This window comes from Pedobacter psychrodurus, from assembly GCF_032678585.1.
GTDB classification, from domain to species: domain Bacteria; phylum Bacteroidota; class Bacteroidia; order Sphingobacteriales; family Sphingobacteriaceae; genus Pedobacter; species Pedobacter psychrodurus_A.
Window position 1 is genome coordinate 46,399 of record NZ_JAVTSN010000008.1, and the last position, 25,843, is coordinate 72,241.

The following is a 25,843-nucleotide window of genomic DNA, read 5'->3' on the forward strand; positions in this document are numbered from 1 at the left end:
ATCGCACATGTACGCAGTTTTTAAACGCGAGTTATTCAGTTTCTTAAGTTCGATGGTTGCTTATATCACCATTGGCGTTTTTCTATTGGTTTCGGGTCTGTTACTTTGGTTTTTCCCCGATACTTCTATACTCGATTACGGATACGCCGAACTGGATGGCTTTTTCAGTCTGGTACCTTATCTTTTTATGTTTCTGATCCCGGCCATCACCATGCGGTCTTTCGCTGAAGAAAGAAGAGAAGGAACTTACGAACTTTTAATTACCAAACCCATCCGGATCTGGCAGATTATTGGTGCAAAATACCTGGCGAGTTTGGTTTTGGTACTTTTTGCCCTGATCCCAACCTTGATTTATTATTATAGCATTTCAAAACTTGGCTTTCCGGAAGGGAATATCGATTCGGGTGCTGTAATCGGTTCGTATACCGGTTTGTTTTTGTTGGGCGCAACTTTTACGTCCATCGGAATCTTTTCCTCGTCGTTAACCAAAAATCAGGTCATTGCCTTTGTCATCTGTGCTGCTTTATGTGCATTCTCCTTTCTGGGTTTCGATTATCTGAGTAAAATCAGCTTGTTGCAGGGAATTGAAAGCTCGATTACCAATTTAGGCATCAATGAACATTATATATCCCTCAGCCGTGGTGTTTTAGATACCCGCGACCTGCTTTATTTTATAACTTTTTCGGTGCTGTTTTTATGTTTTACCAAATTGATCATAGGAGGGAAACGGTAATGAAACAGAAGAATAAATGGATTAATTTTATCATCGTTATTGCCGCATTGTTTATTTTAAATATTGCTGGCCGGTATGTTTTTCACCGCTTTGATTTTACCGCTGATAAACGTTTTACACTGAGCGATAAAACAAAAAAGCTGTTGGTTAACAACCAAAAACCCGTCATCATTACTGTATTTTTGGATGGTGAGCTGCCTCCGGCATTTAAGCGTTTACAAGCTGCAGTTAGCGATATTTTGTCCGATTATAAAGCCTATGCCAAAGTCGAGGTGAAAATTGTTTTTGTGGATCCGATTGCAGGGTTGAATCAGGCTGATCAGGATACGGTAATTAATAACCTGTATGAGAAAGGAATTGAAGCGACCAATTTAAGTGTGAAGACAGAAGCCGGACTCACACAAAAGCTGGTTTTTCCGATGGCGATGATTGAGAGTGATGGCAAGCAATTGCCTGTTAAACTGTTTCAAAATTTAGATACCCGCGGGAGTTATGAAGACAATATTAACCGTTCTATAGAAAACCTGGAATATCTTTTCACATCGAGTTTAAAGAAGGTAATTACGGGCACCAACCCACGGATCGGCTTTTCCGAATCGAATGGAGAGCTGTCTGATTTGCAGCTTGCTGACGCCATACATACTTTATCTGATAGTTATTTAGTAGGCCGTATCGATTTAAACAGTATCGATAAGGAAGGTTTGGATAAATTGAAAATGTTGGTTATTGCCAAACCCAAAAAGGCTTTCACTGAAACGGAGAAGTACAAGATCAATTATTTTGTGATGAATGGTGGCCGTGTGCTATGGAGCATCGATCAGGTAAATGCCGAACTGGACAGTTTAGGGGGAAGAAGCGGTCAGATGGCCATCAATAAAAACCTGAATCTGGACGACATGCTTTTTATGTACGGTGCAAGGATTAATTACAACATCATTGCCGATCCTGCAAACAGTGCCGAAATCCCGGTTTCCACAGGAGTTGTGGGCGGGCAGAATCAGATGCAGCTAGTTCCATGGATTTATTATCCTGTTTTACTGCCAGATACCGCTCTGAGCGTGGTGAAAAAACTGGATGGGATAAAATCTGAGTTTCCCAGCACGGTTGATACCATTGGTGCACGGGGCGTGAAAAAATCGTACATTTTAAGTACATCTGCGTATAATAAAGTGTATAATGTACCTAAATTGTTTAGCTTGCAAATGGTTGGTGAGCAGTTGGATCCAAGATCTTTCCAAAGCAAGCCACAAAATGTGGGTTTGCTGTTAGAAGGGAACTTTCCGTCTGTTTTTGCAGGCAGGCCGTTGCCAGCCAACATCGCAAAGCCATATACGATGGAAAGTACCGGCAAAGCCGCTAAGATGATTGTAATAGGGGATGGTGATATATTTAAAAACCAGGTATCAGCGCAAAACGGAGCTCCTTTTCCACTGGGTTTTGATCGTTATTCGCAACGTACCTTTGGAAATAAGGCATTATTGCTCAATATCGTTGATTATTTTACCGACGATGACAACTTAATTACGCTCAGAAATAAGGAAGTGAAGATCAGATTATTGGATAAGGCCAAAATTAAGCTCGAAAAAACGAAGTGGCAGTTCATAAATGTTGTGGCCCCCTTGCTATTGTTAATATTCTTTGCGATTTTTCAACATTATTACCGCAAATACAAGTACGCTAAATAATTTTTATATTTTTGAAGAAGACTAAATGATATCATGAGATTTATTGTATCCACATCAACTCTATTAAAACACTTACAAACTGTAAATGGTGCATCAAGCAGCAGTACGGTTTTACCTATATTAGAAAATTTTCTTTTCGAAATTAAAGATGGAAACTTAACTATCTCGGCTACCGATTTGCAAACCAGCATGACCACTGCTTTGGCTGTAGAATCTAAGGAAGAAGGTAAAGTGGCTGTTCCATCGAAAATTTTATTAGATACCCTTAAAACTTTACCAGATCAACCTATTGCATTTAATATCGATGACAGTACTTTTGCGATCGAGATCAGTGCCGGCGATGGTAAATATAAATTGAGTGGCGAAAATGGTGATGATTTTCCGAAGATTCCAGTCGTAGAAAATGCTTCTTCAGTAAATTTACCGGCATCGGTTTTAACTGAAGCCATTACCAAAACCATTTTTGCAGTAAGTAATGACGAGCTTCGTCCGGCAATGACGGGTGTATTCTGTCAGTTATCTCCTCAGCACATTACCTTTGTGGCAACAGATGCACATAAATTGGTAAGGTACCGCCGTATGGATAGCAAAGCCGATAAAGCCACTTCATTTATTCTTCCTAAAAAGGCTTTAACATTGTTAAAAGCGGCTTTACCTTCTACAGATATCAATGTATCAGTAGATTACAATGCCACAAGTGCGTTTTTTAAGTTCGAAAATATCAATTTGGTGTGCCGTTTAATAGACGAGCGTTATCCAGATTATGAGGCGGTAATTCCAACAAATAACCCAAACAAATTAATTATTGATAGAAGTTTGTTCTTAAATACCCTTCGCCGGGTTGTTATTTTTGCGAATAAAACGACCCACCAGGTAAGGTTAAAAATTAGCGGTAGCGAATTGAATATCTCTTCTGAAGATTTAGATTTTGCAAACGAGGCACATGAGCGTTTGAGCTGTCAATACGATGGCGAAGATCTTGAAATCGGCTTTAATGCACGTTTTTTAATCGAAATGTTAAGCAACTTAAGCGGTGATGAAGTTACTTTAGAACTTTCTACCCCGAACAGGGCAGGTCTTTTGATCCCGCAAACCAATGATGAAAACGAAGATGTTTTAATGTTGGTGATGCCGGTAATGCTAAATAACAGTTATTAAAATCTACTATTGTTTTAGTTTTCATAGAACAATGGCTTGGTTTTTGACCAGGCCATTGTTGTTTAGCAACATAACCAAATATGAAAATCTATACTAACCTCTCAAAATCATCGCTACTATTTATTGTTTTGGTCACTATTGGAGTATCGTCCTGTAAAAAACACGACCCTGAGGAAATGGTTAATGGAGAGGCGAAGGTGAAAATTGTAAATGCCTCGCAAGCAGTAGCGGATCAGGATGTTTATTTAGACAATGAAAAACTTACCGCTACCGCTTTAGCTTTTGGCGAAACCAGTGAATATCTAAAAATACCTTCGGGAAACAGAAGTATTTCTTATACTGGCACAAATAGTACGAAGACCGGCACCTCCGTAAACTTTACACCTTCTATCACTTACACCACGTTTTTGGTTACCAATAAAAAAGGCGATATGGAAGTGGTGAGTTATGAGGATAATTTAAGCAATACGGAAACAAACAAAGCAAAAATTAAACTGATTAACCTCAGCCCCAGTTTTGTAACAGGTATAAATGTACTGGTACAAGGGGGGACGCAATTTGTTAACGGATTGGCTTTTAAAGAAGCCTCTACCTATTTTACCGTAGATACAGCATTTAATTTAAGATATACGGTGGTAGGTTCTGGTAGTGTGAAAACTATCGAAAGTACAGCTCTAGAAGCAGGAAAAATTTATACCATTTGGTTTAGTGGTGGAACAGCAGCAACGTTAACGGCGCATATCATTACCGATAATTAATTTCAACAATTCATATGCTTTCTGTTATCTTTACGTTTTATTAGCATCAGCGATTTATATGAAAAATACAGTATTGTTTGCCAAAATATTTCTCCTTTTTATATGTGCTTTTTTAATTAGCTCATGTATCAAAAACAATAATTTCATTAAAGGCGATGCTAAAATCCGTTTCTTTCAAGCTGCTTCGACTGATACTACACAAAATTTTTATTTAAACGGGATACAAATCGGAACTTCTGTAGCTTATAATACAAATACAAGTTACGTTGTTATACCAGGTGATTCTATTTTCAAAATCACAACCAAAAATATTAATAGTGGGGTAGATGCTACAGTATTGGCAGATCAAACCTTTAAAATCGGCCAGAATTATTCTGTTTTTTATCTTAAAGAAGCCATTGATAAGCCAGCTAAACTAAAGATCTATCAAGACGATGTAAAGCCAGATCTGGATTCGGCTAAACTTACTTTTTTAAACCTGGGTTACACGTTGAAATCTAGTGTGGTAATTACTGACAGTACAAATACGGCTAGCCCTACTGAATCTTCTATTGCTTACGGAGGAACTAAAACTTTTAAAGTGAAGGTAAATAAGGCTATGAAATTTGCCTTTAAACTGTCAACCCCTACTGCAACAAACCCGCCACCAGTGGTGGCCCGTTTAGATTCTTTAAGTATTAATAAAGGCAGGGTTTACCTGATATTATTAGACGGTGATAAAAAAGGTGAGCTTAAAAATAGGATAATCGCAACCAATTAATATTATTGCAATTGATTAGCACTTAATCCTTTTACTATTCATACTTTTGCCCAAAATCAGATCAATTGGAAATACTACAGCAGCTTTTAGATTTTATTCTTCATATCGACGTTCATTTAGCAGAAATTGTTAACGAATACCGTACCTGGACTTACCTCATTTTATTCCTGATCATCTTTGCCGAAACTGGTTTTGTGGTAACACCGTTTCTTCCAGGCGACTCTTTGCTTTTTGCAATGGGTGCTCTAATTGCTGGCGAACACGAAACGGGTTTAAATATCTGGATCATGCTGATCATTTTAATCGTAGCGGGAATTTTAGGAAATACCGTTAATTATAAACTGGGAAGTGTTTTAGGCGCAGGTGTATTTAAGGAGAAGAACAAGATTTTAAAGCTTAAATATTATCATCAGTCGCATGAGTTTTTTGAAAAACATGGCGGTAAAGCCATCATGTTGAGCAGATTCTTGCCTATTTTCAGAACCATAGCACCCTTTGTAGCCGGAATAGCTAAAATGCCTTTTGGCCGTTTTACGTATTACAATATCATCGGTGGTGTAGCCTGGATTTTTGCATTGTTAGTCGGCGGTTATCTGTTAGGACAGATTCCAGTGATCAAAAATAACTTCGAACTCGTAATTATCTTTATTGCAGTGGTCACTTTTGTCCCAGCTATTTGGGCGGCAGTAAGAAGTCGCTTTCAGCCTAAAAAAATCGAAGAAATTATTGAAGGTGATAAACCTAAAGGATAGTTAGAGCTCGCGACCGATAAGTGAACCATGCTGGTATTTCTTTTCGGTTTCAGTGTATTCTTTTTTCTCATATGGCAATAAATCGGTTTTGATCAGGTTTTTAAGCACTGGCTGGCCAGCATCCACCCATGCCGAATACCAGAAGGAGCCAATTTCTAATATCGCAGCGCGCATTTGTTTTTCTACCATGTTATTCATTTTATCATGGTAGGCTTTTGAATATGCCTTTGAGTACTGTTTAAGTACGCTATTGTTCCGTTCTGAAAAACTATATTTTTGGGCGGGAGGAAATGAAACATTCAATTCGGCTTCAAAAGTTAAAACAGTATCAACCAAACTGTGCGTGTGTTTAAGTATTTTCCAGGCCTCTTTAAGTGGATTTTCGATGTAATTGGCTTTGCCCACAACAAAGTTGTAATTGGTAGAAAATAATTCGGGTAAGCGGCTTTCCCAAAAGGCATGAATACCTACCTGGTTTGTAAGTTGCCCGTTATGATTTGATGTGGTATGTAGGGGAACATGTGCATCACCTATATAATGGCCGAGATCAGCAGAATATTTTAAGATTTTACAGAATCACCTGTTTTAAATGCCTTGGTCAAACTATAATAGGTGCGTACAATCTGCCATGGAACAATGCCATCGGCATTCAACTTTTTTTGACCGTATTTCGCTAAGGCATCATCCCATTTTTTGGGAATGCTATCGATATTTTGCTCATAATTTTCTACATCCAGATAATGCCGTGGCGCTTCTAGGGTATCGGCGTACCTTCGCTTATCGGGGTCTACAGCATGTTCTGTAATGTATTTGATGTTCTTTTTATAGAAAGTAATCATACCAGCGGGCAAAATAAAAACAGCAAGGTTGTTTATCCTTTGATGTGCAAAGAAGCCCCAGGAGGTACAAAGAAAAATTGGGATGATTAACGCGGTTAAAATCGTTAATCTTTTTATATACCTAAGATATGAAATTATCTTTAAATCCAATAGTGCTATTACATCAAGTAATTGCCTTAACCACAGATGACACAGATAAACACGGATCTTTATATTCTCCGCCTGAATGGCTGGGCAGCAGTTGTGCTTAGCCTATGTATCTGTGGTTAAATGATATTTATTGATGAGTTGGGCTTATCTTACAACATTGCTTTTGAAGGCATTAAAAACTAAGCATTTTCTAGTGTAGCGATATCAAGCTTTTTCATCTGCATTACTTTTTCCATCACTCTTTGGGCCCTTTCAGGCTCTGCCATCAGTTCACCCAGATTGGAAGGTACTATTTGCCATGAAAGGCCGAATTTATCTTTTAACCAACCACAAACGCTTTCTTCGCCACCATCTTTGGTAAAGGTGTCCCAGTAGTAATCAATTTCTTCCTGATTGTCGCAATTTACCATTAGCGAAATGGCTTCGTCGAACTTAAATTTTGGACCACCATTTAAGCCCATAAATTTATTTCCATTTAGTTCGAAGGTAACCACCATAGGGGTAACCTGTGTAATTTTAGCATCCTTAAAAACGCTGCAGTAATATTTTGCTGCTGCCTCGGCCTGTCCGTCGAACCAAAGGCATGTTACAATTGCTTTTGCCATTTTATATCAATTTTATGTTATCACAAGTTAGCCAGAATATTTAAGCGCTGTGGGGTATAAAAGAGACGATTTAAGGGGGTGGTTTTGACAATAATAAATAATTAAACACCGAATTGATTTAGATGATGATCGAGGTGTTTATAAAACATATTGTTCCATTCGGTTTTGGTTAATATGCCAAAAGAATGTGATTCTTTACCATCAAAATGGCTTTCGCCCAATTGCTGGCTTTGCTCGATGTATGCAATTAAACGGCCCTTTTCTTTTTCGAATGCTCTTTCGTCTTTAATGATGAAGGCAGGAGCGGTCTGGTTATTTTTAGGGTAGGGTTTTTCGTTTACCACTTTGTTTTTAACTAGCTTTTTAAGGATAAATTTCATTACTGTCCCTGGTTTTGGATGGATATCATCATAAACCAGTTCATAACTGACGTTGCAATGCGCCAGCATCTGGGCAACATTCATTTTGCCCCAAAGCTGGATAGTGGCAGGTGTAAGGTTGTCAATGCGTTCAATAATTTCTTTAGTTACTGCAACCTGGAAAATGTTCTTCATGGTTAATTTAAAATGATTTCTGGACGATAGACATTAAAAACTTCCGTTCCTATACTGTTCAATTTTTCGATAAGTGTTTCACAACCGTTTTCAATGACATGATTTCTTTCATTTTCGGTTATCGGTATCATCCACAAAACATTGATAGGACTACCTCTGTAATCATCGAGCGCAAATTTGGGAAGAACGTTTAGGTCTTTAACTAAAATTACAGCAGTGATTTTCGTATTCTTAAGTTCTTTAAATGTGACCGTGTGGCCATTGCCCAACCAGGTAATCCCTTTCCAGGGTATATCAGCCTGTCCGCTTATCCAGCCACCCAGTTTGTCGAGCTCGGTTTGCTGTAAGCCAGATTTTAATATTAAACCCAACTCAATCCTGTTTATTTGTTCGGGATTTTCGCTGTACATTTCAACCACGGGCATAGGAAGCAAAGAAAGTCCAACCGTAACAAATACATCGTTAAAATCTCCTGTTTTTAGAAATAGACCTTTTGGGGGCCATTCATTTCCATCAATAGCATAATATCTATCGCTATTGCCTAAAATTTCTACATAACTATTTAGTAGCTGCGGCTGTTTAATCTCAAACGGCGTTTGATCATTATCCCACAAACACCAATATTCTTGAGCACTTTTAACCCGATTTATCAATTCGGTAGTGGTTGTGAGTTCCCAACAGAATTCGCCATGATCTTTACAATCCCGGGCATATCCGCAAAAGTCGCCATTGCCCGACCAAGCGGGGATAATTGCTATTATCTCTCCCTTTTCCAATAATGCAGCACCATCTCCCTCTTCGAGCCACACAATTTCCAAATCTTCACTATTTAGTGGCGTTTGGCCTTGAGGATACTTGCAAAATGAGCTACTCAACATGGGAGGGATTCCCTTTTTAATCAGATCTGTTTCAATATTTACAGGTGCGGTTGTTAGGTTTCTGATCCAACAGCTTTTAACACCAAAACTAGTGTCTTTGTCGCCCCAAAGATAAAAGTAAGCAACTCTTTCGTCCTGTTCCACTATTGCTGTAATCGGACAGCCGGGACTGCGAAATTCTAAAAGAACTTCTGAAACTGGTATTTTTTCTTTTCCTGGTGAAAAAAGTTTTTTTAATAAACTCATTTTAATAATTAATCTTAATTCCTCAACATTTTAAATGAAAACCAGCCCAATAATGCAATGATCAAAGCCATTAATACCCAAAGCCAGGCTTTGTTTTCGAATAAAGGTTTTTCTGTTTTAATGGAATAAGCAGGATTTTGTTCTTCTTTACCAATGTTTACGCTGGTTAATTCAGCTGGGATTTTACTTTCAAATTTTTCAATTTCGTAGACCGGGCTTATCGCTTTTTCATTGCCATAATATAAAGCATATTCATCTTTTGGCTCATCAAATCGGACTATAATTTCATAAATATTTCCTTTTAACTGTAAGCCACTCAAATGTAATGGCTTATTGTCGTTATTTTGGATGGTTATTTTTAATCTTGAGGTAATGGTGTTTGCGAAATTGAATACCGGCCTTTCCAAAGAACTTATCGTACCCTCATAAAGGTCTGCATAATTGCACTGTATACCTTTGTCGGTTTTAAAACTATCAGTGGCATACTCAATTTTGATGGAACGGTAGAAATCGAAATCGCTTTGCGCATTTAAACTTAAATAAGATAAGGGAACAGGTTTTACTAAAGTTACATCAATAACAGTTTCCTTTTTAGACACATCGTTTTTAAGGTCGAAAGACTGGTATTTTACATCTTGGTAAGTTCCCTTAATGGTATCTGTTTTAGAAATTTTTGCTTCTAATAATTCAGGTTGAACAGGACTTTTTACCGCAAGTCTGAAATATTGATATTTAGCATCCGGGAAATTCAATGTGGTAAACTGGTAATCCGTATCGTTATTTTTGATCGAAAGAATCCTGTAGTCGGTAAAAATGGTAAACCACTCTTTGTTGTCGTTACTGCCTTCGAGATTTACTTTCCAGTCGAAATTTTCTTGCTTAAATGCAAGCTTGATCTGGTTAATTAAATTTATTTCTGGCGATTGAAAGGTATAATAATAACCGTTGGAATTGGCACTTTGATTAAGCTGTTTGAAGGCAATATCTTTATTTGTAACCTGATCGCCGCGTTGTTTCAACAGGTAAGGAACTTCCGTGGTATCTTTTCCATGGATGCCAAAAATCCTTAAGTCTTCGAAACCCGCATTTGCCTTTTTGTATAAATCATCTGGCAATACCATTTTATGCCAAATGGTATTCACGCCGGTTATGCTTCGCTTAAATTTAAACGAATTGGTTTGGGCATTTGCGATTGTAGCGCAAAGCAAAAGCAATGCAAAGAGCCTAATTTTCAACTTTAACATCATCAATAATTAAATGTTTGTATTTATTGTAAAGGAAAGATATGATGAGCAATAATACGCCGAGCGAAACAAAAACGATGGTTTTGGCGATGGTGCTTAAGGAATAAATGTCGTAAAAGAAAAGTTTGACCAATGTAATGCCGAACAGTATCATTGCGCCAATGCGTAAGTGTTTTTTGTTTTTAGCCAGCCCCATGCTAATGAGAAACAATGAAAAAATGCCCCATAAAATACTTAGTCCCAGTTTGTAACTGCCTGCCGAATGGGATAATTCTAAAATGTTAATCAGTTCGCTGCTGATGATCCACAATAAGGATAGATAAAGCAAATAATCGAACATGGTTTTGAAATCTTTTTTTAAGAGGCCCGAACGTTGCAATTGGTAACACTGAACAATGAGCAAAGCGAAAAAAGCAATTGCAACATACCTGATGCCAATATTAAATGAACCAATGATAAAATATTTATTTTCAGGAAATAAATAGGCATCTCTCAGTTCGCTTAAGTTGTAAAGTCCTAATGTTAGGAATGTAACGATAACCACGATATTAATAATAAGGTTAGCGACAGCAAGCTCACTGTTTTTTAGTTTTTTAATGTTGAGGTAGCTTAATATTGAAGCGAAAATCAGGGTATAGATGTAAATCCAGGCTGTTTTTAGATTATGATAATTGTAGTTGTATTCGTAAGTCGCGTAATCTTGTTTCTGATGCGGATTTAAGTTGAGTTTTGTAGAATCGACAAGATTATTAAAGTATTTGGTTATCTCTATTCTCAGCGAAAAATAAATCACCGCCAGCAGTATGGATGGAATGGCATAATTTAATATTTGGCGCATCCAAACCCACTCCGCAGGTTTTTCTGTTTGTTTTTTGCTAATGCTGAATATCCAGGCGAAGCAAGCGATGAAAATAACCGCGGTTAAGAAACCTACATTGATGATCGGTGTGATGGTTAAACCGAAGATAGGTAAATTGCTGTAATCAAACCAATCTTGAAGTAAACTGATGACTGCTAAAAATATTAAAGGGAAGGATAATTTTTCATAAATGGCGATGTTCTTCACTCTGCCCAAATAGAACAGCACAGCAGCCTCTACAACCCAGAAAATGGTTACCCATCCGCCATCTAACTGTACAGGCACAGCCATAGTAATAAAGGTGATTACCATAGCAAGGATGAGGTAAAACAGATTTTTATCTGCCAGGTTTTTCTTATAGATAATGAGGCATACCACAAAGTGAATTACGGCATTGGCCAATGTAAACAAACCTAACAGTTCAGCACTGTTTTTATTATCTGAAAGTATTAAAAAGCCTATTCCGTAGTAGATAAATGAATTTAAAAGTAAGATTACGACATCGCTAAAGCTAAAAACTTCTTTTTTACTTACTTTATAGGCTAAATTGGTGATGTAAAATGTGAGGAAGAATATGGTAGAAAATAATAATGCGATGCTGAAGTAATCGTTACTGCTGCTTAAATCTAAACGCCAGGCAGAAAAGATGATCCATGTTAAACCAAAAGATGCATAAAACAGGGGTTTCCAGTATTTTTTGAAACTGAGTATCAGAATGCCAATATTGATAATGGCCATATACGTAAACAGAACGCCAACCTTACCCGAGCCATCGCTCAGTAAAAAAGGGACGGCATAAGCACCTACCAAACCAATGTGGGCAATTACCTGTTTGTTGTAGTTTATGGCTGCCACAACAGTAAATGAGGTAAACACAACCATCAGGGCAAAAGCCAGTACCTGCGGAATTAAGGCATAAAAATCGTAGGCAGCATAAGTGATAAAATATAGGATGGCAATTGCCCCGCTAAGCAAAACAGCAGAGAAATTTTCATATTTGGCTTTAAGTTTTATGGCAAAGGCCATTAAACCAGCACCAACGGCATAACCCAATACAATTCTGGTTAATGGACTCACCATATCATGATCGATGGCATATTTAGCACCTATGCCCACACCGATGATTAAAATCAGGATGCCGATTTTACTGATCAGGTTTTCGCCGATAAATTTTTCGAAATCGGATTTAACCATGTTCTCGCGTTTAAATCGATCAGCGAAATTGGGTTGTGCAGGATTTACCGGGGCTGGTGGACGTACAGGAAGAGGCTGAGGTATAGCAGATTGTTGTACAACTGCAACTGGCGGTGTGTTTCTGGGTGGTGGTGCAATTATAGGTTCAGTGTTGCTTATCGGGGCCACTGGTGCTGAGCCTGGCGATTGCAGTGCTTTAACTTCGTTTCTTAAAGCTTGAATTTCGGCTTCAAAACCTTGCTGCCTGAGCAACAGGTTTTCGAGCTTAATTAAAAGCAGGTTTAGTTTTTCGGAATTATCCATTCTATATTAGGTAGTGCGTAATTTATTTTAATAAATATAGGAATGTATTTTAATAAGGAGATAAATATAATAAATGTGGTTTGTTGATTTTTTTAATTAATTTTTGCTCAGCTTACCACCCCTTGCCCCTCCTGGGATAGGAGGGGAGTAGGAAGTGCTATGGCGAGGTTGGTGTCTTTTGTTTCAGTTTCTGGTTCGAACCTTGAGCAGAAGGATATATGGAAAGTATTTTATACCCATAAATCAGCTCCCCTCCTTATTTTCAAGGAGGGGTGGGGGTGGTTTTTACAATGCTTCCTAATCTCCTCGCAAATCAATTCTTCTGATTCAAAAACTTCAGCGTTCTCAAATCTAATGACATGAATTCCTTTGGTATTTAAAAAGGCGGTTCGTTGTTCATCATAAATTTGTGCTGAATCATCATCATGGCTATTGCCATCTACCTCGATAGCTAATTTTTCCGATGGTCAGTAAAAATCCAGAATATAGTTTCCGACACTGTGTTGGCGTCTGAATTTTTTGCCATCAAGCCTTGAGTTTTGAAGGTATTTCCACATGGTTGCCTCAGCAGGAGTAAGATTGTTTCTTAGCTCTTTTCTATAATCCTTCAGGTATTTGACATTGTTGAGAACCATAACTCAATATAACTGTTTTTTAATTAATTTTTACTCAGCCTACCACCCCTTCCCCTCCTGGAATAGGAGGGAGTAGGAAGTGCTATGGCGAGGTTGGTGTCGTTTTCCAGTTTCTGGTTCGAACCTTGAGCAGAAGGATCTATGGAAAGTATTTTATATCCATAAATCAGCTCCCCTCCTTATTTTCAAGGAGGGGGATATCAGGTTGTACACTCCATTAAATAAATTAGTAAATTTATACCAAAATAATCTCCATGGAATTATCCTGCCCAGTATCAGCAGAAAGAGTAAATGAGAACGTAGTACGGATCATTGCTTTTATGGTTGCTTTGATCGCAATTGCATGTATTGTGTTTTCGGATTATTGGGCAATTGTTTTCCTGCTTTTTGATTTTGCCTTAAGGGCATTTACATCAGGTAAGTTTAGCTTGTTGAAATATATAGCCATTAAAATTTCTAATGCCCTTTCGCTTTCACCCAAAATGAAGGATCTTGCGCCAAAAAAGTTCGCGGCAACCTTAGGCTTTGGATTTTGCCTGTTGATTACCGCGACATTTTTATTTGATTTCGACACGCTTGCATTAGTGCTCACAGCAACGATGACTGTTTTTGCCCTTTTAGAAAGTTTATTTGCCGTTTGTGTAGGTTGTTATATCTATTCTTTTTTACAGGTTTTTACAAAGAAAAACTCAGCATAACTATTCCTTTAATGCCTCACGAACTTTAGGCGCAATTTTGCTGCCGAATAGCTCAATTGATTTCATCAAAGCGATGTGAGAAGGTCCACCTACGTCCATATGTGCGGAGAAACGTGTGAGTCCAAAGGTTTCCTGCATGGCTAAAATCTTTTCAACCGATTCGTCTACATCACCAATAATTAGCGCACCGTTACTGCTTCTGCCCGCATCGAACTGATTGCGCTGATAGGGTGCCCAACCTCTTGATTTGCCAATCCTGTTCATCTGGGCAGAATAAAGTGGATAGTAGTAATCTGCAACTTCACTGCTGTTTTCTCCAAATAAGGAATGCATATGAACGCCTACTTCAAATTTGTTCATATCATGCCCATAAGCTTCATAAACTTTTTTATAATAATCAAAAAGTGGTTTAAACTGTATCGGCTGACCTCCAATAATGGCAAACATTACAGGTAGTCCTAATCTGCCAGCGCGTTCTACCGATTCTGGCGTGCCACCAACAGCAACCCATATTTTTAAGTTATCGTTTACAGCCCTTGGTAATATTTCCTGGTTATTCAGTTCTGGTCTGAATTTGCCTTTCCAGCTGACTTTAGGTTCCTTGTTTATTTTAAGCAACAGTGCTAATTTTTCTTCGTAAAGTTCATCGTAATCCTGGAGGTTGTAACCAAATAAGGGAAATGATTCGATAAAACTTCCACGCCCGGCCATTAATTCGGCTCTTCCGTTCGAAATTAGATCTATCGTGGCAAAATTTTGGTACAGCTTAACCGGATCGGATGAGCTTAAAACCGAAACGGCACTGCTCAATTTAATGTTTTTGGTTACTGTAGCTGCAGCAGCCAGTATAATTTCAGGACTCGATACGGCATAATCAGGACGGTGGTGTTCGCCAATACCATAAAAATCTAAACCCACTTCGTCCATGAGTTTTATTTCTGCTATAATTTCCTGAAGTCTTTGCTGAGCGGGTTGGATTTCTCCTTTTGCATTGATCTGTAAATCGCCAAACATACCGATACCTAATTCCATAATGTTAAATAATTTTAACAAAGTTAATGGATAAGTAACAAGTGGTTTTTGATGTATGGTAAGAAAAGCCCTGAAAAGCAATAGTGATTAATCGGTCAGTTTGCCTAAAGCCTTGAAAATGGTTTCGAGTTCGTGATTGGGATAATCAAAATTAGTGGTGTCAATTTTAAACTTTTTACCATTCTGCAAAGTAATATTCATGAATTTGTACCTGTTGCGGCGAAATGGTATATCAGGAACAGCTTTAATCATTTTGATTTCATTCCATTTGAAAGTTCCCAATTTTAAGAATGTGATCTCAATTTCATCTGCTACAATGGCATATTCTTCTTGTTTCGCTATCAGGTTTTTAAAAAAGAATATTAGAAACACAGCCAGCATGAACATTGTAATTAATGTGGATTGGAGATAACTCAGATTGAAGATAAAAGTGAGATTAACTAGAAATAATGGGAATAAACCAAAAACATAAAGTAACGGGCCTAAATTACTATTGTCTTTTACTTTTATTAATTTAAGCATATCCCGAATTCTTAATTATTATTTCAAAGAAATCAATCCATTATAAACCCCATCAATTACTTTACTCATCCTGGGTATATCAAGGGTTTCCATAGTGTCGGTTTTTTGATGGTAATTTTTATTCCGATAAAAAGAGGTATCGGTGATCATCATGGCGTCATAACCAAATTTCCAGTAGTTTAAGTGATCTGAAAAATCGATGCCTGGTAGTTTTGGTGGGCCAGAAAAGGTTTTGGTGAGTATGCTTTTTGTAGCCTTAAAACTTTTTGAAAACTGACTTACAAATTCACCTGAACCAAATTTTTTAACAAGGGTAATGTAATTCCCTTTATTTCCATACTTTACAGATAGGATGCCTAAAGGGTAGGTTTGTGATTTTGGCTCATCCTTAAAGTAACCAATCATTTCGAGCGAAATCATTCCATATACCGTTGCATTAGATTCTTTTAACGATTTGGCATGAATATAACTGCCCATTAACTCCGTTCTGAAATAAGGTGGTTCTTCTAGTGTATAGGCCACGAGATCGATGCGGTAGTTTAGTTTCTTGCCTTTCAAAAGCCTTGATAATTCCAATAAGCCCACAATACCACTGGCATTATCGTCAGCACCTTCCTGGTCGCCGCAAACATCGTAATGTGCACCAACAATAATCCGCTTTTTATTTTCGGTACCGAATGAACAGATGATGTTTTTATAACTTTTTTGATCAAAAGTATATTCCTGAAAATAGACGCTGTCTGATGATTTTCTAAAGATTGTTTTGATGTAATCGGCAGTAATATCGAGCTGATCTATATTGCTGTGGTTACGGAATTTTGGCGTTTTGGTTAAGGTTTTTAGATAGGATTTGATCAGAACTGTATCTGATTGGGCAGAAACGCTACCATAGTTAAGAATCAGAAAGATGAGAAAGCTAATTAAGATTTTGAGTCTATTCATTGGTTAAAAACTTCAGAATGGGATTTGATTAATCCTTAGCCGAAGATAATATTTACAATTTAGTTTATGCTCATTACAACCTGAGTTTTTTAGGTGTATCCGTGTTAATTAAACCCTATTGGAGGGAAGAGCTTCCGATTCTTCAATCGGAACTCGTACCGAAAGCGGGACTATCGAATCCGATTAGCACTGATATTGCTTTCCAATCAATCTAAATTTGAACCATATAAGAAATATAAGGCCATATAAGTACGATAGTTATAGCATGAAAGGTTCTGATCCTGAATGTTCGGGACAGAATGACGGATCTAAGTTGAAAACTGCCAATTGTAAACTGAAAACTACTCAATTTTCTTGCCTTTCATCGCGGTCGAAATGGCGGCATCCATTACACGTTCGGCGAATGGACGGGTAAATTCATTCAGTTCATCTGCTTTTTTCAAAATCGTATCTTTTTCCTGAGTAGCCAAAGCTGTTTTTAGTGCCTCAATATGTCCCACGGTTTCTGCAATTTCAGTTTCAGATAAATGTGCTGCATGTTTTTTGATAAAACCTTCAGCTGTGTAAACCAATTGTTCACCTTCGCTTCTTGCCTCGATCAGCATACGTTGTTCTACGTCACTTTTGGCATGGGTAATACTGTCGATCAACATTTTCTCTACCGTATCGTCGCTCAAGCCATAGCTAGGGGTAATCTCAATCTCTTGTTTAACACCTGAGCGCAATTCAATGGCCTGAACGGTTAAAATTCCATCTGCATTTAGTAAAAAGTTGATGTCTACTTTTGGTAAACCAGCAGGCATAGCAGGAATGCCCCTTAAGTCGAACTCAGCCAGTTTCCTGTTTTCTTTCACTAAATCGCGTTCGCCCTGGTAAACAGAGATTTTCATATTTACCTGTCCGTCTATCGAAGTGGTATATTGGCGACCAGCTTTAGTTGGTACTTTACTGTTTCTGGCGATAATTACATCCATTAAACCGCCCATGGTCTCGATACCTAAAGAGAGGGGTGTAACATCCAACAATAAGATATCAGAACGGTTCCCAGCTAAAACATCAGCCTGGATGGCCGCGCCAAGGGCTACCACTTCATCAGGATTGATATTGTCTTGTGGTTTTTTGCCAAAGAAGTTCTCAACAGCTTGTTTTACAAAAGGAGTACGGGTAGAACCACCCACTAAAATGACTTCGTCGATATCGCTGGCCGATAAATCGGCATCTTTTAAAGCATTTTTACAGGCGGTGATGGTTTCTTCAACTTTTGAAGAAATTAACTGTTCAAAAGTCTGTTTATCAAGCGTACACCAGATTTCTCCAACCTGTTCGTTGTATAAATTTTGGGTTGATAAGGCTTTTTTAGCAGCCTCGGCCTGTAAACGCAAGGTTTGCATCAAAATATTATGCTGTGCAACTACGGCTATGTCAAGATTGTTTTTCTCCAGCCAATAGTTTAGAATGGCGCGGTCGAAATCATCGCCACCTAAATACGTATTTCCGTTGGTGGCCAACACTTCAAAAATTCCGTTCTGAATCTGCAATATAGACACATCAAATGTGCCTCCGCCTAAATCGTAAACAGCAATGGTTTTTTGTTGGGAAGGATCTAAACCTATTCCATAAGCCAAACTGGCTGCGGTTGGTTCATTTACAATACGCATTACATCCAAACCTGCCAGTTTTCCTGCATCTCTGGTGGCCTGGCGCTGGCTGTCGTTAAAGTAGGCCGGAACAGTAATAACCGCCCTGTTAACCGGAGTTTTTAAGGCGTGTTCTGCCCTGGCTTTAAGTTCTTTTAAAATTTCTGCTGATAACTCGATAGGGGTATAAAAACGATCGCCCGCATGGATTTTAACCAGGGCATCGCTATCATCATCGATAATTTTGTAAGAGAAAATATCCTTATGTTCGGCAACATCTTTATAAGAGCGGCCAAGTAATCTTTTTACCGAAAAAATGGTGTTGGAAGGGTCTGTGGTTAAAAACTCTTTTGCTTCGTTACCCACAATGGCTTCGTTCTGACTATTAAAATATACCACAGATGGTACTAATATTCCTTTACCTGCATCGTTAATTACCTGCGGATTTTTATCAGGATTGATAAATGCCACCAGGCTATTGGTAGTGCCTAAATCTATTCCAACTATAATTTCTTCCTTCTGAAACGAACCTGTAGCAAGGTTAATCGATATTTTTGCCATGGGCACAAAAGTAAGCAAATGTTGTACTAAAATTGTTGAAATGTTGTAAAGTTGAAATGTTAAAGAGATTAAAATTGATTTCTATCTAGTAAGGTCAATTTTAGGAAATGAAGGGTTCGGTCATTCTTGGGTTGCAGCAGTCCTGCTGTCCCTCCTGCCGATTGAAGGATCGGCAGGAGGGACAGCAGGTTTATTTAACATGGGGTTTGTGCCTCAGATAAAATTTACTCCGGATCCCAGACTAAAAACGATAAATTTTATCTTCTTTAAACCACTATATCTTCGGACCTCCGAGTTCGGACTCCAAACTATTTCCTGTTCTTCTCCTCAATCCAAAGACTCATATATTTTATACTTTGTGCGGTATGGTGGTTCAAAATCTGTCCGAAAAAGTTATTTTGCCGGTGTGCAGTTAAATCTGCAGCCAATCTTTCCACTTTTGTGATGAATGGTTCTGCAAAGTATTTGGCCGAATATCTTTGATTGATGATTTGAATGCCATTCTGTTGTGCAATTTTCCAGGCATTTTTATCCTGATAAAGTTTTGCAGCTTCATCGGTAAAGAGATCCAAATCGTCTTCAATACTGCCGTTCCAATTTAAATTGCCTTTCATGGCTTCGGCACCGATAGATGTGGTAACCGATGGAGTACCCACCTGCATGGCATCGATAAATTTACCTTTAACACCCGCACCAAATTGAATTGGGGCAAGCAGTAGGCGGTGTTTAGCAATGGTCTCTCTGGCATCTAATGCTCTTCCTTTGATCAGGAACTTTTCGCCTTTGTTATCCAGTTGCAAAACTTTTTGAGATGGATAAGCACCATAAATGTTTAACCTTGCCTCCGGCAGCTTTTTCCTCAGTGTTGGCCATATCTTGGTTTTTAAAACTTGTACGGTATTCCAATTGGGTTCGTGCAGGAAATTGCCAATAAAAATAAAATCTTTACGATCATCAAAAGGAATCCAGTTTTCTATAGTATCCGGTTCAATTTCCGCTTCAAGAAAAGGCAGGTAATAAATCAATGAAGAATCAATTTTGAATTGTGTTTTCAAAATATCCATCTCTGCTTCCGAAATGATTAAGGATAAATCACAACGTAAAATTGAGGCAATTTCTCTTTTTGCCGTATTTGAAAATAAATCCAAAGCTTGTTTTTTCTTGTCGCTCTGTTGGCGGGCACTCCGCAGGCAATGTAAATCTTCGGTATCCAAAAGCCTAAGTGCATGGGGGCATTCTTGCTGAACACGCCATGCGTACTGTTCCTCAACCATAAAACGGTCGAACAGTACAATATCCGGATTTAATTCCTTTATAAACGTGTTGAAACTTTCGTCGTTTAGTTTGATTTCTTGCTCTACTACATCAGTTCCACTAAAATCATAACTGAAATCACTTTTTGAAGCTGCTGATGCAAAGATGATCTGATAACCTCTAGCTAAAAATAAATCAACCAGTTGGATCATCCTCGTTCCTGCTGCCGATGAAGTGGGTTCGGGCCAAACAAATCCAATAATTAACAATTTCTTAGCAGTAATATTCATTTACCTGCAAAATAAGCTCTTTTTTTTGGCTCCCGCAGATAAATGTGATTTTCGGTGATTAAAACCTAAAATCTGCGATAATCTTTTAAATCAGCGGGAGATATTAAACGTATCTTAAATATTTCTAATTTTGCAGCTCAATTACAAAGCACACATGTTAGGATTAAAATTATTGACAGACCCACGTTGGGCAAATATTGCGGAATCGAATTTGGAAGAAATTTTATCTGACCATGCCTGGTGCGAACAAAAAGCGGCAACCAATGCCATTACATTAATCACTCAAAATTCTGAACATCAGGATCTGGTAGATGAATTAACGGCTATAGCCATTGAAGAGATGCAACACTTTCAGATGGTAATTGAAATTATAAAAAAACGGGGCTATACTTTAAGTCGCGAGCGTAAAGATGATTACGTTGGCCGTTTGGCAAAATTTAGCAAAAAGGACGGAAGCCGGAACATGGCTTTTATTGATCGGCTTTTATTTGCCGCAATGATCGAAGCCAGAAGCTGTGAACGTTTCAGGGTACTGTCATTAAACATCAAAGATCAGGAGTTGGCTAAATTTTATCACGAACTGATGGTGTCAGAAGCGGGGCATTATACTACTTTCTTGAATTTTGCCCGGAAATACAGTACGGATGTTGATGTGGATAAACGCTGGAAAGAATGGTTGGATTTTGAAGGGGAATTGATCCAGAGTTTCGGAAAAAAAGAAGCGATACACGGGTAACCCCTAAATCTCCCAAAGGGGAGTGTCGGAGTTTTTTATTGCTTTATCTTCTGACTTTCAGCTCCTTGACTTTTGGACTTGTAAATATTCCACAACCAAATTACAATATCCTGATAGCTATCGATTCCTTTTTTCTGGTTGTTCAGTTTTAAAAAGTTATCGAAAGCAGCATCCATATAACCGAACATATCGCCATTGTATTTACGCCAAAATTCCTTTTCTGTTTTAAAATCGGCTAAAACCTGGGGCAGGAGTTTTAAGTAAAGTAATTTATAATCGTCGGGAGATTTCATTCTGATCTCAAATAAAATATACCGCAACATTTCATAATTGGCAGAATATTGGTAATTCACGTCGGGACTATTGCTTGCGGTGAGATAGCCCAAAAGATTAGCCTCATCTTCGTAAGCAATGCCGAGCTGGTGCCCGATTTCATGGCAGCTCACATAAGGTTTTACAAAATCAGGCAGATTCATATTCATATTGGCCTCACCCGAAAGTGGCGCATAATAACCTTCGATCCCAATTTTACTAATCATCCATGAATTTAAGACCGATTTTAAACAAGGATTCTGATACCTGAACAACTGATTCTTTTGTTCAATAAACGCATAAGCAGCTGCCGATTTTGTTTCCAATTCATTGACGGTATAAGCAGGGATTTTGCCTTGTTTCAATTTTAGCGCATTGGTTTTTTTGATGTAATAGTCGCCAAGAACGACTAATTCTTTAACACTATATTTTTCATTACCTATGCCCAGTTCTTCGCTAACACTTGGCCGACTGTAATTTAGGCCCCATACCATCTTAAAAATAATATAGAGGATTAAGAAGAAGTTTAAAACTTGTAGTGGAACAACAATCCTGTCTTTTCTTTTTAGTGATTTTCGCCGTTTATAAAACGTGAAAATTTTATAGAGTACAAAGCCAATTAGTAGCGCATAAATGATGTCGCCGATTGCAAAAGGGAAAATGGACGATATAAATCTTAACGCTGAAGAGATGTATGGATAAAAACCTGTTGAATAATATTTTTGGATAAAAGTAGGGTAAAAACCACAGAGGTAAATAAAAACCGCTAAAGAAATGATTATTGAAGACCTAATGAACTGTTTTTTTTGTGTGCTCATTTATCTAATGGCCGTAAAATAATTAAATATAACAAATCTATCTGGCAAAAGTTAAGCGCTTTCCGATCTGATCCGTCGTGAATTTACCATTTTGATAAGCCAAATTACCTGAAACAAAGGTATGTGTAATGCTGGCCTGGAAAGTATCTCCATCAAATGGGCTCCAGCCGCATTTATAGAAATTATTCAGCTTGGTTACTTTCCAGGAGTCTTTCAGATCTACCAGAACTAAATCTGCCCAGTACCCTTCGCGGATGAAACCACGTTTTTCGATATCAAAACAGATGGCCAGGTTATGAGCGATTTTTTCTGCAATTTTCTCCAAAGATATTTTACCCTGTAAATGCATTTCTAATAATGCTGGCAAAGCATGTTGAACTAAAGGTCCACCAGATGGAGCCTGCGCATAAGGTTGCTGCTTTTCTGCTAATGTATGTGGCGCATGATCTGTTGCAATCACATCAATATAATTTTCCAGAACACCTTTAAGCACACCTTTTTGGTCATCTTCCGTTTTTACCGCAGGATTCCACTTAATGAAATTTCCTTTCGAGGCATAATCTTTATCGTTAAACCAAAGGTGATGCACGCAAGCTTCCGCAGTAATTTTTTTATCTTTTAATGGGGTGATATTATCGAATAGAGCAATTTCTTTCGCGGTAGAAATATGTAAGATGTGCAAACGGGTTTGATAAGTTTTTGCCAGTTCGACAGCAAGTGAAGATGATTTATAACAAGCCTCTGCGCTACGAATTAGTGGGTGCATTTCAATCGTGAGGTCTTCTCCGTATTTAGCTTTAAATTCGGCAAGGTTATGGCGGATAGTGGCTTCATCTTCACAATGGGTAGCTACCAATATTGGTGCTTTGCTAAAAATGTTTTCTAACGTTTTTTCGTTATCAACCAGCATATTCCCTGTTGATGAGCCCATAAAAACCTTAATTCCGCAAACGTTTTTAGGATCGGTTTTTAAAACTTCTTCAATATTATCGTTACTGGCCCCCATGTAAAAGGAGTAATTTGCCAATGAGGTTTGCGCTGCGATTTCATACTTATCGGCCAACAAACTTTGTGTTAAAGTATTGGGAACAGTATTGGGCATTTCCATAAAAGAGGTAATCCCTCCAGCTACAGCGGCCATACTTTCGGTAAAAATATCGGCTTTATGAGTTAAACCCGGCTCGCGGAAATGTACCTGATCATCAATCATTCCCGGTAAAAGATATTGCCCCTCTGCGTTAATTTCTTTCGCATCTGGTGCTGATAGATTTTGACCGATTTTGGCGATTAATCCATCTTTTATCAATACATCAGCAACAATTTTTTGTCCTTCGTTTACAATTGTAGCGGCTTTTATCAGGTAAGTATTCATGGTTCAAAGGTAAAAATAGATTTGAGAAGTTAGATGTGAGATTTGAGAAAATTATGGCTGTATTTGATGGGTAAAAGGGTGATTTTCCAGAGGATTTCATCGTTTTATACGTCTGGTAATTTTTAGACTCGAGACTGAAGACTCCGAACTCTGGACTAAATTTGAGCCTTTTCGGCTCAAATAAACTATCTTTGTGCGCTATGGCAAAATCGTTCGAAGAATTTAAGTTAAACAGGCAAATTTTAAATGCAGTTGCCGATGCAGGTTATACCGTTGCCACACCGATACAGGAAAAAGCAATTGCACCAGTACTATCCGGGCAGGATATTTTTGGTATTGCCGAAACTGGTACAGGGAAAACCGCGGCTTTTGTTTTGCCGATTTTAATGCAGTTGAAATATGCTCAGGGCGATAACCCAAGAGCTTTAATTTTATCTCCAACCCGCGAACTGGCAATGCAGATTGCGGAGCAGGTAAAATTATTTTCTACCTATACCGATTTACGCTCTTTAGTGATTTTTGGGGGGATTGGTCCGAAAACGCAGAAAGAACAAATTGCTAAAGGTGTTGACATTTTGATCGCCACGCCTGGAAGGTTCCTGGATCTATATTTAGCTGGGGATATCAATACACAAAGTTTAAAGTTTTTGGTGCTGGATGAAGCCGATAAAATGATGGATATGGGCTTTATTGGCTCTATTCATAGGATTTTGGAAATTGTTCCACGCAAACGCCAGAATTTATTGTTCTCGGCAACGATGAGCGAGCTGGTACAGAAAATTGCAGGCGATTTCTTAAATAATCCTTTGGTAATTGAAGCGTCGGCGCAAGCTACACCTGCGGCCAATGTAACACAGGCCTTATATTACGTTCCCAATTTTAAAACTAAAATTAACCTGCTTCAACATTTGTTGAAGAATGATGAGGCTTTTAACCGCCTGATTATTTTCTGTAAAACCAAAACGGTTGCCGATAATATTTACAGTTTTATTGAACGTAGATATGGCGCGGAAAATGTTCGTGTAATCCATGCCAATAAGGGACAGAATACCAGAATTAATTCCATTAATAGTTTCAAAGAAGGTAACATTAGGGTGTTGGTGGCCACCGATGTGGCGAGCAGGGGGATTGATGTGAGTGATGTAAGCCATGTAATCAACTTCGATGTGCCCATCATTGTCGAAGATTATGTGCACAGGATTGGCCGTACCGGTAGGGCATTTGCCAAAGGGGATGCGATTACTTTTGCAACGGAAGCCGAAAAATATTATATCCGCAAAATCGAAAAACTGATCCGCCAGTATATTCCTGTTGCCGAAATTCCTGAAGGAGTTTTTATTGATGAGACCCCTTACGAAGAACGCCAGCACATTGCAAAGGAAATCGATATGCAGAAACGTAAGGAAGACCCTGATTTTAAAGGTGCTTTCCACGAGAAAAAACATGCGGCGGCCATAGAGAAAAAGGTTAGGGAAAAGGCAAAAGAAAAAGCAGGCAAGCAGATAAAGAGTTTTAAAAAAGGTAAAAAATTCGACAAGAAAAAGTAATGAAGCTTAGGATTACGCCTTTAAATATTGTTAGCGCTATTGGTTTGGGCTTGGTAGTGGTAAATCTCGTTTCGGAGAAAAGCACAGCACCACGACATGTAAATATGAATGGTTTTTACCTTCTTATTTTGGGTTGCCTGATTCTGGTAACCTTTATTACGGATATGATTTTTCGCTTCACATTGAAGGACATTAAAAGGATTTGGATAGTGGAATTGATATTTGTTGTTATTGCGGCTGTTTTGATGCTTATACTCCAAAAAGTAGCGTAATAAAACCGTAAAAATATCTGCACGGTACTTAATCTATCTAGTCAACTCATCTCTGTAATCAAATTAAATAAGCATCTTTGCATCCGGAAAAATTAACCGATAAATCTGTGTAATCTTTTTATCGGTGTAATCAATTTTAAAAATGAGAAAAGCAGAAATAAAAATAACCGTTGAGTTAGACGATAATAATATGCCAGAGAACATTCTTTGGGAAAGTACCGATGCACAAACAACGGATAAAGTTCCGGTGAAATCTATGATCCTGGCACTTTGGGACCACAATTATAAAAATTCAATGCGTATCGATCTGTGGACAAAAGATATGCCTGTGGATGAAATGAAACGTTTCTTCTACGAAACCCTGCAGACTATGGGTGATAGCTTTTTAAAAGCCACAAACGAAACTTTAATTGTAGAAGATCTACGCGATTATTGTGCCCACTTTGCTGATAAAATGGGGATTATTGAGGGGCAATAGTAGACTGGTGCATTAGTCA

General features: G+C 38.1%; 24 protein-coding genes and 1 pseudogene. 10 read left to right on the forward strand and 15 right to left on the reverse strand.

Annotated elements, in window-relative coordinates; all coding sequences use genetic code 11:
* Positions 1-7: 7 nt before the first annotated feature.
* The 6 genes from gldF to R2S57_RS07260 all read left to right on the forward strand — a co-directional run bounded on the left by gldF (position 8) and on the right by R2S57_RS07260 (position 5,846).
* Positions 8-733: a gliding motility-associated ABC transporter permease subunit GldF gene (gldF, locus tag R2S57_RS07235; RefSeq protein ID WP_316844378.1), complete on the forward strand. Its 726-nt coding sequence runs from the start codon at positions 8-10 to the stop codon at positions 731-733.
* Complete coding sequence (gldG, locus tag R2S57_RS07240) at positions 733-2,418, forward strand: gliding motility-associated ABC transporter substrate-binding protein GldG (protein ID WP_316844379.1); 1,686 nt, start codon at positions 733-735, stop codon at positions 2,416-2,418. The genes gldF and gldG overlap by 1 nt, the downstream gene beginning before the upstream one ends.
* A 33-nt stretch (positions 2,419-2,451) precedes the next feature.
* Positions 2,452-3,576 (forward strand): DNA polymerase III subunit beta, encoded by a 1,125-nt coding sequence (dnaN, locus tag R2S57_RS07245; RefSeq protein WP_086545224.1) that lies wholly within the window; start codon positions 2,452-2,454, stop codon positions 3,574-3,576.
* Positions 3,577-3,656: 80 nt separating this feature from the next.
* Entirely contained in the window at positions 3,657-4,334 is a 678-nt protein-coding gene (locus tag R2S57_RS07250; protein ID WP_316844380.1) for a DUF4397 domain-containing protein, read from the forward strand.
* Between the two features lie 58 nt (positions 4,335-4,392).
* A complete protein-coding gene (locus R2S57_RS07255; RefSeq protein ID WP_316844381.1) occupies positions 4,393-5,094 on the forward strand; it encodes a DUF4397 domain-containing protein in 702 nt (233 codons plus the stop codon).
* Between the two features lie 65 nt (positions 5,095-5,159).
* A complete protein-coding gene (locus R2S57_RS07260; RefSeq protein WP_316844382.1) occupies positions 5,160-5,846 on the forward strand; it encodes a DedA family protein in 687 nt (228 codons plus the stop codon).
* Here the strand turns inward: R2S57_RS07260 and R2S57_RS07265 are convergent, their stop codons facing one another.
* The 8 genes and pseudogenes from R2S57_RS07265 to R2S57_RS30485 all read right to left on the reverse strand — a co-directional run bounded on the left by R2S57_RS07265 (position 5,847) and on the right by R2S57_RS30485 (position 13,353).
* The gene (locus tag R2S57_RS07265) at positions 5,847-6,251 is read right to left on the reverse strand and encodes a hypothetical protein (RefSeq protein ID WP_316844383.1); all 405 of its coding nucleotides are present in this window, start codon (positions 6,249-6,251) and stop codon (positions 5,847-5,849) included.
* Between the two features lie 155 nt (positions 6,252-6,406).
* Positions 6,407-6,685, reverse strand: a complete 279-nt coding sequence (locus R2S57_RS07270) for a hypothetical protein (protein WP_316844384.1) — start codon at positions 6,683-6,685, stop codon at positions 6,407-6,409.
* Positions 6,686-7,014: 329 nt separating this feature from the next.
* On the reverse strand, positions 7,015-7,440 hold the full coding sequence (locus R2S57_RS07275; protein ID WP_316844385.1) for a VOC family protein: 426 nt from the start codon (positions 7,438-7,440) through the stop codon (positions 7,015-7,017).
* Between the two features lie 101 nt (positions 7,441-7,541).
* Positions 7,542-7,994, reverse strand: coding sequence for a DUF1569 domain-containing protein (locus R2S57_RS07280; RefSeq protein ID WP_316844386.1), 453 nt, complete (start codon positions 7,992-7,994; stop codon positions 7,542-7,544).
* A gap of 2 nt (positions 7,995-7,996) precedes the next feature.
* Entirely contained in the window at positions 7,997-9,118 is a 1,122-nt protein-coding gene (locus R2S57_RS07285) for a suppressor of fused domain protein (RefSeq protein ID WP_316844387.1), read from the reverse strand.
* Positions 9,119-9,132: 14 nt separating this feature from the next.
* The gene (locus R2S57_RS07290; protein ID WP_316844388.1) at positions 9,133-10,353 is read right to left on the reverse strand and encodes a DUF3999 family protein; all 1,221 of its coding nucleotides are present in this window, start codon (positions 10,351-10,353) and stop codon (positions 9,133-9,135) included.
* Positions 10,343-12,718, reverse strand: coding sequence for a DUF2339 domain-containing protein (locus R2S57_RS07295; RefSeq protein ID WP_316844389.1), 2,376 nt, complete (start codon positions 12,716-12,718; stop codon positions 10,343-10,345). Before R2S57_RS07295 ends, R2S57_RS07290 begins: the two co-directional genes overlap by 11 nt.
* 230 nt (positions 12,719-12,948) lie before the next feature.
* Positions 12,949-13,353 (reverse strand): annotated as a pseudogene (locus tag R2S57_RS30485) (endonuclease domain-containing protein).
* Positions 13,354-13,607: 254 nt separating this feature from the next.
* On the opposite strand from R2S57_RS30485, the gene R2S57_RS07300 reads away from it, so the two are divergent.
* A complete protein-coding gene (locus R2S57_RS07300) occupies positions 13,608-14,051 on the forward strand; it encodes a DUF4395 domain-containing protein (protein WP_316844390.1) in 444 nt (147 codons plus the stop codon).
* On the opposite strand, the gene R2S57_RS07305 is transcribed toward R2S57_RS07300, so the two are convergent.
* The 5 genes from R2S57_RS07305 to R2S57_RS07325 form a co-directional block, all read right to left on the reverse strand.
* Positions 14,052-15,083: an LLM class flavin-dependent oxidoreductase gene (locus R2S57_RS07305; RefSeq protein WP_316844391.1), complete on the reverse strand. Its 1,032-nt coding sequence runs from the start codon at positions 15,081-15,083 to the stop codon at positions 14,052-14,054.
* A gap of 87 nt (positions 15,084-15,170) precedes the next feature.
* Complete coding sequence (locus R2S57_RS07310; RefSeq protein ID WP_316844392.1) at positions 15,171-15,605, reverse strand: hypothetical protein; 435 nt, start codon at positions 15,603-15,605, stop codon at positions 15,171-15,173.
* Positions 15,606-15,623: 18 nt separating this feature from the next.
* Complete coding sequence (locus tag R2S57_RS07315; protein ID WP_316844393.1) at positions 15,624-16,547, reverse strand: M28 family peptidase; 924 nt, start codon at positions 16,545-16,547, stop codon at positions 15,624-15,626.
* Positions 16,548-16,888: 341 nt separating this feature from the next.
* A complete protein-coding gene (gene dnaK / locus R2S57_RS07320) occupies positions 16,889-18,745 on the reverse strand; it encodes a molecular chaperone DnaK (protein WP_316844394.1) in 1,857 nt (618 codons plus the stop codon).
* 308 nt (positions 18,746-19,053) lie between these two features.
* A complete protein-coding gene (locus R2S57_RS07325) occupies positions 19,054-20,289 on the reverse strand; it encodes a glycosyltransferase family 4 protein (RefSeq protein ID WP_316844395.1) in 1,236 nt (411 codons plus the stop codon).
* A 154-nt stretch (positions 20,290-20,443) separates the two neighbouring features.
* Between R2S57_RS07325 and R2S57_RS07330 the strand changes: the two genes are divergently transcribed.
* The gene (locus R2S57_RS07330; protein WP_316844396.1) at positions 20,444-21,025 is read left to right on the forward strand and encodes a tRNA-(ms[2]io[6]A)-hydroxylase; all 582 of its coding nucleotides are present in this window, start codon (positions 20,444-20,446) and stop codon (positions 21,023-21,025) included.
* Between the two features lie 35 nt (positions 21,026-21,060).
* On the opposite strand, the gene R2S57_RS07335 is transcribed toward R2S57_RS07330, so the two are convergent.
* Both R2S57_RS07335 and R2S57_RS07340 read right to left on the reverse strand, forming a co-directional pair.
* Positions 21,061-22,155, reverse strand: coding sequence for a DUF3810 domain-containing protein (locus R2S57_RS07335; RefSeq protein ID WP_316844397.1), 1,095 nt, complete (start codon positions 22,153-22,155; stop codon positions 21,061-21,063).
* A gap of 37 nt (positions 22,156-22,192) precedes the next feature.
* Complete coding sequence (locus tag R2S57_RS07340; protein WP_316844398.1) at positions 22,193-23,527, reverse strand: dihydroorotase; 1,335 nt, start codon at positions 23,525-23,527, stop codon at positions 22,193-22,195.
* Between the two features lie 200 nt (positions 23,528-23,727).
* Here R2S57_RS07340 and R2S57_RS07345 point away from each other — a divergent pair, with 200 nt between their 5' ends.
* Together R2S57_RS07345 and gldC are read left to right on the forward strand one after the other, a co-directional pair.
* Entirely contained in the window at positions 23,728-25,074 is a 1,347-nt protein-coding gene (locus R2S57_RS07345) for a DEAD/DEAH box helicase (protein ID WP_316844399.1), read from the forward strand.
* A gap of 414 nt (positions 25,075-25,488) precedes the next feature.
* A complete protein-coding gene (gene gldC, locus R2S57_RS07350; RefSeq protein WP_025143157.1) occupies positions 25,489-25,824 on the forward strand; it encodes a gliding motility protein GldC in 336 nt (111 codons plus the stop codon).
* Positions 25,825-25,843: the final 19 nt, after the last annotated feature.